Annotated in this window: 7 protein-coding genes and 1 pseudogene; all 8 read right to left on the bottom strand. The window is 61.9% G+C overall.

Going from position 1 to position 9,182, the window contains the following annotated elements:
* Nucleotides 1-542 (bottom strand): type VI secretion system Vgr family protein (locus tag BTW07_RS18070; protein WP_144076963.1); only part of this gene is annotated, 542 nt, incomplete at its 3' end.
* A gap of 42 nt (nucleotides 543-584) precedes the next feature.
* Nucleotides 585-3,254 (bottom strand): type VI secretion system ATPase TssH, encoded by a 2,670-nt coding sequence (gene tssH / locus BTW07_RS18065; RefSeq protein WP_075571562.1) that lies wholly within the window; start codon nucleotides 3,252-3,254, stop codon nucleotides 585-587.
* A complete protein-coding gene (gene tssG / locus BTW07_RS18060) occupies nucleotides 3,251-4,327 on the bottom strand; it encodes a type VI secretion system baseplate subunit TssG (protein ID WP_075571561.1) in 1,077 nt (358 codons plus the stop codon). The genes tssH and tssG overlap by 4 nt, the downstream gene beginning before the upstream one ends.
* Entirely contained in the window at nucleotides 4,291-6,126 is a 1,836-nt protein-coding gene (gene tssF / locus BTW07_RS18055; RefSeq protein WP_075571560.1) for a type VI secretion system baseplate subunit TssF, read from the bottom strand. Before tssF ends, tssG begins: the two co-directional genes overlap by 37 nt.
* Nucleotides 6,126-6,608: a type VI secretion system baseplate subunit TssE gene (gene tssE / locus BTW07_RS18050; protein ID WP_075571559.1), complete on the bottom strand. Its 483-nt coding sequence runs from the start codon at nucleotides 6,606-6,608 to the stop codon at nucleotides 6,126-6,128. The genes tssF and tssE overlap by 1 nt, the downstream gene beginning before the upstream one ends.
* A 123-nt stretch (nucleotides 6,609-6,731) precedes the next feature.
* Complete coding sequence (tssC, locus tag BTW07_RS18045; RefSeq protein ID WP_075562136.1) at nucleotides 6,732-8,231, bottom strand: type VI secretion system contractile sheath large subunit; 1,500 nt, start codon at nucleotides 8,229-8,231, stop codon at nucleotides 6,732-6,734.
* Nucleotides 8,232-8,243: 12 nt separating this feature from the next.
* The gene (tssB, locus tag BTW07_RS18040) at nucleotides 8,244-8,777 is read right to left on the bottom strand and encodes a type VI secretion system contractile sheath small subunit (protein WP_075571558.1); all 534 of its coding nucleotides are present in this window, start codon (nucleotides 8,775-8,777) and stop codon (nucleotides 8,244-8,246) included.
* A 58-nt stretch (nucleotides 8,778-8,835) separates the two neighbouring features.
* Nucleotides 8,836-9,182, bottom strand: a pseudogene (locus tag BTW07_RS18035) (hypothetical protein); the annotation flags it as partial.

Genomic DNA, 9,182 nt, shown 5'->3' with positions numbered 1-9,182 from the left:
AGGCCTTCTTCCTCGCAGAGCCGACTGACGAAGTTGAAGTCGCTCTCTCGGTACTGCACGCAGTAGCTGCGGGCGGGATAGTCGCGACGCAGGTCGAAGCGGTAGCGGCCCTTAGCCAGTTCATGGCCGTCGAACACGGCGGTGAGGACATCGGCGACGCTGCGGTCCTGGAAGATCCGGCTGTCGCGGCCGAGCTTCAGCATGGTGAGCCACGGCACCAGGGTGAGCTGGTAGTAGGTGACGCCGCCATCCTCGCCCAGCAGCGCGGCCTCGCTGACCAGCCCGTGCAGCGGGCGGTAGCTGCCGTCGGCCTGCAGAATCGAGAGCCGGGCCGGCTGCGCCATCAGCGTCTTGAGCTCGATGTCGCCCTGCTGGGAGATGCAGTCGAGGGTGTAGGTGAACGGCTCGCTGACGCGCTCCTCGCCCACCAGCCGATGGGGCAGCAACGAAGCCCCGGCGATCTCCAGCGTCAGCAGCCGCTGGGACTGCGACAGCCCGATATCGAAGGTGTCGAGCAAACTATCCAGTATCGAGTCAGCCATGACTTTTTCCCGTGATGTCGCTGTTATTCATCGAGACTCAACTCAACTCAACGCGTAAGCGAATTCGCCTTGGTCGTCGAGGCTGACAGCCAGCTTTTCGATCGCTTCGCCTTTCGCCATGCGGTCCAGTACCTGAGACGCAATGGTTGGCATCAGACTGCCGGAAAGGATGTTGTCGATGTTGCGCGCACCGCTGTCGCTGTCGGTGCAGCGTTCGGCAACGGCGTCGATGATCGCCGGGTCGTATTCGAAATCGGCCCGATGATTGTGCTCGAAGCGCCTTTTGATGCGGTCGAGCTTGAGTCGCACGATGTTGTGCAGGATCTCTTTCTGCACCGGGTAGTAGGGGATGATGTTCAGGCGGCCAAGGAAGGCCGGTTTGAAAACGTCGTTGAGCTGATGGCGCAGGCTGTCGACGATCGCATCCGGCGCGGGCAGGGACGCGACCCCCAGGCACTGCTGCATGATGTCGTCGGTGCCGACGTTGGAGGTCAGCAGGATCACGGTGTTGCGGAAGTTGATCTCGCGGCCTTCACCGTCGTCCAGCACGCCCTTGTCGAAGACCTGGAAGAACAGCTCCAGCACGTCCGGGTGCGCTTTCTCGACTTCGTCCAGCAGCACCACGCTGTAAGGCTTGCGGCGCACCGCTTCGGTCAGCACGCCGCCTTCGCCGTAGCCGACGTAGCCGGGGGGCGAGCCCTTGAGGCTGGAGACGGTATGCGCTTCCTGATATTCGGACATGTTGATGGTGATGACGTTGCGCTCGCCACCGTAGAGCGTGTCGGCCAGCGACAGAGCGGTTTCGGTCTTGCCGACGCCGCTGGGGCCGAGTAGCAGAAAGACGCCGATCGGTTTGTTGGGATCTTCCATCCGCGCGCGTGAAATGGCGATGCGCTTGCCGATCTCGGCCAGCGCATGATCCTGCCCCAGCACGCGTTCGCCGAGCAGTTCCGGCAGGCGCTGCACCGTGGTGATCTCGTCGCGCATCATCTTGCCGAGTGGAATGCCGGTCCAGTTGGAGATCACTTCGGCGATCACGTTGCCGTCGACATGACCGTGAACCAGCGAGTGTTCGCCCTGAATCGCGGCCAGTTCGCGGCGGACTTTGCCGATCTGCTGGCTCAGCGCGTCGGCGTCGCCGCTTTGTTTGCCGGTTTCGACCTCGATGCGTTCGGCTTCCAGTGCCTTCAGGCGCGTCACGATCGCTTGTTCGCGCTCCCAGCGTGCGCTGAGGTCATCGATTTCGCTCTGGGTTGCGGTGAGCTGTTCGTCGAGCGCGGCGAGCGTTTCCGCGTGATCGCTGCCTTCGCGCTGTTCGCGCTGGAGAACGGCGATCTCGCTATTCAGGTTGTCGACACGGCGGTGGGCGTCTTCCAGTGCGGCCGGCTGCGAGGATTGTGCCAGGGCGACGCGCGCGCAGGCGGTGTCGAGCACGCTGACGGCCTTGTCCGGCAGCTGGCGACCGGTGATGTAACGATGCGACAGGCGCACGGCCTGGACGATGGCATCGTCGAGGATGGTGACCTTGTGGTGATCCTGCATGCGCTCGTTGAGGCCGCGCAACATGTTGATCGCGACCGGCTCCGTCGGCTCCTCGACCTTGACCACCTGGAAGCGTCGCGCCAGCGCCGCGTCTTTCTCGAAGTACTTCTTGTATTCGGCCCAGGTGGTGGCGGCGATGGTACGCAATTCGCCGCGGGCCAGCGCCGGCTTGAGCAGATTGGCGGCGTCGCCCTGGCCGGCCTGGCCGCCGCTGCCGATCAGCGTGTGGGCCTCGTCGATGAACAGGATGATCGGATGCAGGCTGCGCTTGGTCTCCTCGATCACGTTCTTGAGCCGACTCTCGAACTCACCCTTGACGCCCGCGCCAGCCTGCAAGAGCCCGAGGTCGAGGGTTCGCAGTTCGACGTTCCTGAGCGGCGGTGGCACGTCGCCGTCGACGATGCGCAGCGCCAGACCTTCGACCACGGCGGTCTTGCCGACGCCCGCCTCTCCAGTGAGGATCGGGTTGTTCTGACGTCGACGGGTCAGAATATCCACCATCTGGCGAACTTCTTCTTCACGCCCGAGCACCGGATCGATGCGTCCGGCGCGAGCATTACCGGTCAGGTCGATGGTGTATTGATCAAGGGCCGGGGTCTTGCTTTTGCCCGCGCGGGAGCCTGCGCTCCTGGTATCCGATGATCGATCATCGGCTCGAGTGCCAGCGTCGACGCCTTCGCCCAGCGGGCGTACATGCTGGTCTTCGCTACTTCCCCCGATCAGGTCATCGAGATGCGCCTGCAGATCGTCGACGTTGATCCGTTCGAGTTCACGGGCGCCATCCATCAAGACCCGGCGCAATTCTTCATCCTTCAATAGCGCCAACAACAGATGGCCGCTGCGAACCTTGGCCTCGCCGTGGTCGATCGAGGCGACGACCCAGGCGCGCTCGATCAGTCGGGTAATGCGCGGCGACAGCGCTGGCGTTCGGGTATTGCCGGTCTTGAACGTCGAAACCGTCTCTTCGAGCTGCGAGGCGAGTCGATCGAGCGAGACGTCATAGTGACGGGCAATGCGCAGGAAGTCGTTGTCGTCGCTGTCGAGCAGCTTGAGCAGCAGGTGCTCGATATCGACATCGTACTGTCGCTCGGCCAGGCAGAGTGCCGCCGCGCCTTCGGTCGCCTCGCGGCAGGGATCGTTGAGCTTGTCGAAAAGAGATTTGAGACTCACGCCGTGGCTCCATCGTAGGGAATGTCGAAGAGTGCATGGCCGTGGGAGGCGGCCGGTCGGTCGGTGGGTTGCAGCCAGCCCAGCCGCCCCAGTTTGATGCTGCCGCCCGCGCCCAGTTGAGGCGCGGGTATGCTGTGTTTGTCGAGGATCAGTTCGATCTCGAAATCGAGCTCGATACCGGCATAGAAACGCAGCAGCTTCACCAGTTTCTGGTGTGCTTCGGTCTCGGGCAGTAGCGAACGGTAGGCGCTCAGGCTCAGTGGCCCGAACGAGACGCGAAAGGCGGATTGATAGTCGCGCACGCGCGTGCCGGCAACGGCGCTCTGGCCGAGCTGGGCATTGGCCTGGCCGAGCCGGGTGTACTGATCCGGCTCGAGGCGTATCCAGCGACCGGTGAAGGGCACGACACGGCAGGGGAGCTGGAAGGTGTATTCCAGAATCGATTGGAGGTTGCCCGGGTTACGCGGGCGCTGGCTCCACAGCCCGGAAAACCAGCTGAACAGGTCGCGACGAAGCGAACCCGGATCGTCGTCGCGATTCAGCGTTTTCTCCAGCGTGGTCGGGGTAAAGCCGACCAGATGAAGCAGCCAGTTTTCGAAGTCGGCACTGCCCTTGCGTTCGTATTCGATATGAAAGCGATACTTCTGCCACGCCTCGTAGAACAGCGCCGTCATTCGGTGCGAGAAGAAATCCATGAACGCGTGGGCGGCGTCGTCGCGCTTGTCGATATGGCGATTGATCAGCAGCTCGGTATACGGTCGCGGCAGCACGCCGGAGGGACCGACCAGCCCCATGAAGGTGACCTGGATTTCGCTCAACGGATCGCCGCTGGCGGAGCGTACCTTGTCGCTCTCGAAAGCAAGATTACTGATCTCGCTGGGTGGAAAGTTCAGTGACAGGAGCGAGCGAAAGCGCAGCGGATCCTGATGTGGGCGGTTCTCCGGGTCGATACGTCCGGTACGGCTGTAGTGCAGCCGCAGCAGGCGCACGAGCTGGAAGAACCCGAATCGCCAGGGCTCCGCTCGCGCCTGATCGATCAGACCAGGGGCTGAGTACCGGTTCTCGGCTGCCATTGGGCGACTCGCTGTTCGCGCTGACGGGAGCGCAGGGTGAGTTGGGTGAAGCTGTTCAGACTGCAGTACTGGCCGAAGAAGTGGTCCAGCACCATACCGAACAGATAGATGCCGCTGCCGGTGAACTGGCTTTCATCGAGTTCCAGCGTGATGCCGGTGCCGCGGACGAAGGCCGGACGCGGGTGACCGATGCGCGTCATCACCGGCTCGCTCGAAATCGAGCTGATGCCGTTGATCTGCTTGCGGATCGCCGAGGCCTGGCGATAGTTGTAAAGCGTCAGCAGTTCCATCAGTGCTTCGCGGCCGTCGGAAACCAGCGATAGATGGTTGAGCGACAGATGCGAGACCAGGCGCCAGATCAGGCCCTTGCCCATCGGCGGACGAACCGGCGGCGTCGGTTTGCGCAGGCAGCGGATCTGCTGCACGACCTGCTCGCGTTCGAGGGTGAAGTCGCCCTGCGGGTGACCGAAGGTCATCAGCTGCGGCAGGTCGCGATTGCTGCAGGTGAGCTTGAGACTCAGGGTATCGCTACTGCCATCCAGCATTTCCAGCTCGCGATCCACCACGCGCAATCGCATCTCGGTGCCGGGGTCGCGGGCGTTCTCGGATGCCACCCGCCGTGCGATCCAGTAACTCTGGCGTGCCTGCTTCTCGCTATCCCGGGGTTCGAAAAAGGGCAGGCAGGGCGAGACTTCGTCCTGGGTGGCAGTGCGGATGACCCGAGTCACCTCGTCGATCGAGACGATCTCGGTGGAGCGCGCGTGGCGCACGTCCGGTACCACCGGGTATTCGTGGCGCGTATGGCTCAGCTTGATCGGCTCGGCCTGTTGCGGGAACAGGTTCACCACTGGCGAGCAGCCGAGCCGGAAGTTATGCCGGCCCACGGTCTGCGCGAGACGGGCCAGCCGTTCGTGCTGGTCGTAGTCGCGGAACAGAAAATGGATCTGAATCTGTGTGACCGACTTGCCCGCGAGTGGCTTCGCCAGCCCGTTCAGGTCGAAGAACAGGAACTTCTCGGGGAAAGTGAAGTACTCGTGCAGCAGTCGGTAACCGAGAAACGAGCGCTCGGAGTAGTCGATCAGCCCCTCGTCATGACCGAAGCCGACCGGGGTGATGGCACCCGGTGCCAGTCCGATTTCACGTGGCTGGCCGGCATCGACGAAGCTCACCGAGACTCTTGCCACGTTGTTGAACAGCAGCTCGTAAAGCGGATGCATCAGGCTGCCTTCGCCATCGAGGAAGAATCTCAGGCGATCCATGCCCAGCTTGCCGAAGTCGGTATTGCCAAGGCTTTCCAGTGACAGTGTCAGTTTGGCGACGTTGTCGTTGCCGTGGTTGCTGAACGAAGAGCGTTCCAGCCGGGTCAGCTCGGCGCCGCTGAGCGCCACTGGCCAGACGTCTACCGGGTAGCAGGTGCGAAAACGGCAGAACGAGTCCTCAACCGGACGCGAATGCAGTGCGGTGTGGCGGGGCAGGTGGTACGCACCGGTCAGCGACGTTTGTGCGCCAGGGTCGAACTCGACGATGGAGAGCGCTGGCGTCGGGCGCAGATAGTGCGGGTAGAGCACGTCGAGAAACGCCTCGACGATTTCGGGGAAATCGTCGTCGAGTTTCTTGTGCACGCGAGCACTGAGAAAGGCGAACGACTCGATCATGCGTTCGGCGTGAGGATCCTCGCAGTAATCCCCCTCGAGCAGCAGCCGCGAGGCAATCTTGGGATAGCGCTGAGCGAACTCCTGGCCCAGAAAGCGCAGGTGCGAGAGTTCCTTCTCGTAGTAGGGCAGCAGGTCGTCGAGCATTAGATCAGGTTCTGCACCTTGTATTGGCGAGTATTGACTTGCAGTACGGCATCGAAGGCCACGCGCTGGCTGGCTTCACTCAGCGACAGCACCGCTTCGATGCGAAACTGGAGTATCCGGTCATGACTATCCTGGTTGAGCAGTTGCACGCGCACGCGGCTGAATCGCTTGTCGCCCTGCTCGATGGTGCGCTCCAGCTGGCGCTGAATCAGCCGACGATCTTCCGTGCTGCGGATGCCGCGGCTGACGAAATCCGGCAGACCATAGTCGAGCAGCGTTCCCTGCAGCGTCGGCCAGCCATCCAGTTGGCCAGCGACCAGTTCGCGGCGGGTATTGACCAGCAGTTCGAGATCCCTCACCACGGAGGCCTTGTAGACTGCCAGTGAACAGCGATGGCCAGGCTGCGCATCGGTCGAGTGCTGCGGTTCGTCGTCGAGTAGACGATCGAACAGCGTCGGTACCATTTGCAGCGTTTCACTCATTTCGCACCTCGACATCCACTCCGTAGAAGCGTTCGGTAGGCATCCGTGACCTTGGCTCGGGCTGACCTCACGACGACGCAGGCACCAGCCATCGGGCTGGTGCCTGCGACAGGATCGTCAGGATCAGGAGCCGCGTGTCGACTGCGGCAACTCGGACACCAGACGCAGCGACGCGGTCAGCTCGTCTAGCTGGTAATGCGGCCGCAGGAACGTCACTGCCTTGTAGGCACCAGGCTTGCCGGGCACTTCCGCGACTTCGACGCGAGCTTCGCGCAGCGGATACTTGGCCTTGGCTTCCTGACCGGCGTTGTCGTCCAGCAGGACGTACTGTGACAGCCACTCGTTGAGGTAATCCTCGACGTTCTGGCGGGAGGCGAAGCTACCCACTTTGTCGCGCATGATCGCTTTCATGAAGTGAGCGATACGCGAAGTGGCAAAGATGTACTGCAGCTGCGACGACAGGCGCGCGTTGGCGTTGGCGACGTCGGTGTTGTACTGCTTCGGCAACTGGGCCGATTGGGTGCCGAAGAACGCCGCATAGTCGGTGCCCTTGCAGTGGACCAGCGGTATGAAGCCCAGATCGGACAGCTCTTTCTCGCGACGGTCGGTGATCGAGATTTCGGTAGGGCACTTGAGTGCCACTTCGCCATCGTCGGTCTGGAAGGTATGGGTCGGTAGATCCTCGACCAGGCCTCCGCCTTCGACGCCACGAATCGCCACGCACCAGCCGTACTTGGAGAAGGCGTCGGTGACACGGGCCCCCATGGTGTAGGCGGCATTCATCCACAGATACTTGTTGTGATCGCGACCGTCGACACTTTCGGTGAAGTTGAACTCTTCCACCGGTGTGGTCTCTTCGCCGTAGGGCAAGCGGCCGAGCACGTGGGGCAGCGTCAGGCCGACGTAGCGGGCATCTTCCGAGTTGCGGAAGGACTTCCACTTGGCATATTCGACCGTGTCGAAGATCTTGGAGAGATCCCGGGGACCGGTCATGTCGGTGAACGAGTCCCAGCCGAAAAGCTCCGGCGAGGCCGAGGAGATAAACGGGGCATGGGCGGCAGCGGCGACATGAGAAACCTGTTCCAGCAGATACATGTCCTGCGGATGACGGCCGAACTCGTAGTCGCCGATCATCATGCCGAAGGGAGCACCACCAAAGGTGCCGTACTCTTCCTCGTAGACCTTCTTGAACAGCGCGCTCTGATCGAACTCGGAAGCCGACTTGAGATCCTTGACCAGGTCCTTCTTGGATGCGTTCAACATGTGGATCTTCATGTTGGTGCTGGTCTCGGACTGATCGGTCAGATACTTGAGGCCGCGCCAGGAAGCTTCCAGTTGCTGGAATTCGCTGGCATGCATGACCTCGTTCAACTGATCCGAGAGCAGCGAGTCGATCTCGGCGATGCGCGAGTCGAGTACCGCGATCAGGTCCTTGCTGGGCGTGACTTCGCCTTCGAGTACCTGATTGACCAGTTCGTCGATCAGATCACGGGTGCGGGTGCGCTCGGTCTCCGAGCGAGCCACGCGGCTTTCGGAGATGATGCTGTCCAGTAGCGATGTCTCCGGGGCGAAGACTTCCTGCGTTTCACTCTGCGAAGTGTTGTCGGTCTGATTCTCGGCCATGGGAGACTCCTGTTATTCCTTGTCTTGCTGCGGTTTGGCAGCGGCTTCGCGTCCCAGCTCTTCGCCCAGCGCCTGAAGCTTGTCGGTGTTCTGCAGTACGTCCATCAGCAGCTCTTCGAGCTTGTCGTTGCCACCCATCTTGTTGCGCAGGTCGGCCAGCTTGTTGCGCACCTCGAGTAACTTGCGCAGCGGCTCGACCTGACGCACGACCTCCTGCGGCTCGAAGTCTTCCATGCGCTTGAAGTTGAGCTCCACCGGCAGCTGAGAACCATCGTTGGCCAGCGTGTTGTCGACGCGATAGCTCAGGCGTGGCTTGACGCCTTTCATCACGCTGTCGAAGTTGTCGCGGTCGACATTGACGAACTTGCGGTCCTTCAGCCGGGGTAGCGGCTCGAGCGGGTTGCCCGCGTAGTCGCCCATGACGCCAACGACGAACGGCAGCTCTTTCTTCTCGATGCTGTCGCCGATCTCGACGTCGTAGGTCAGATGCACACGGGGCGCGCGGACACGCGACAGCTTGTGTTGAGTACTTTCGTTCTTGGCCATGACAATGTCCTCTCTCGAGATGGCGAGTGCGTTGTGGTTTCTAAGTTCTCATGCGTGTTCAGGCAGATGGCGCCGCGTTGACCGCCCTGATCAGCTGCTCGCGCAGATCGTCCTGCATGGCTGCGATCGCGTCTTCGGAGATCAGCTCCTCGAAACTGCGGCTGCCGGAAATCTCGGTGCTGTGCCGAATGACCTCGTCGGATGGCAAGGTCGATGCCACGGGAGAGCTGATCACGCAGAAGGGGAGTTCACCGAAATCGTCGAGCTGCTGGAAACCGACCGGGAAGCGCAGCCCCCTGAACAAGCGCCCCAGGCCGCCAGCTCGGCTGAAGCAGTGAAAAAGCATCAGGTAGTGCACGACGAAGCGATGAAGTTCCGAGCCGCTACGGTTGGGATCGCGAATCA

It is taken from the genome of Salinicola socius (assembly GCF_001937195.1).
Lineage (GTDB): Bacteria > Pseudomonadota > Gammaproteobacteria > Pseudomonadales > Halomonadaceae > Salinicola > Salinicola socius.
This window is presented reverse-complemented; position numbering and strand designations above follow the sequence as displayed.

Coding starts and splice junctions, on each gene's coding strand:
- tssG (WP_075571561.1), bottom strand. CDS start 4,327: ATGGCAGCCGAGAACCGGTACTCAGCCCCTGGTCTGATCGATCAGGCG.
- tssF (WP_075571560.1), bottom strand. CDS start 6,126: ATGCTCGACGACCTGCTGCCCTACTACGAGAAGGAACTCTCGCACCTG.
- tssE (WP_075571559.1), bottom strand. CDS start 6,608: ATGAGTGAAACGCTGCAAATGGTACCGACGCTGTTCGATCGTCTACTC.
- tssC (WP_075562136.1), bottom strand. CDS start 8,231: ATGGCCGAGAATCAGACCGACAACACTTCGCAGAGTGAAACGCAGGAA.
- tssB (WP_075571558.1), bottom strand. CDS start 8,777: ATGGCCAAGAACGAAAGTACTCAACACAAGCTGTCGCGTGTCCGCGCG.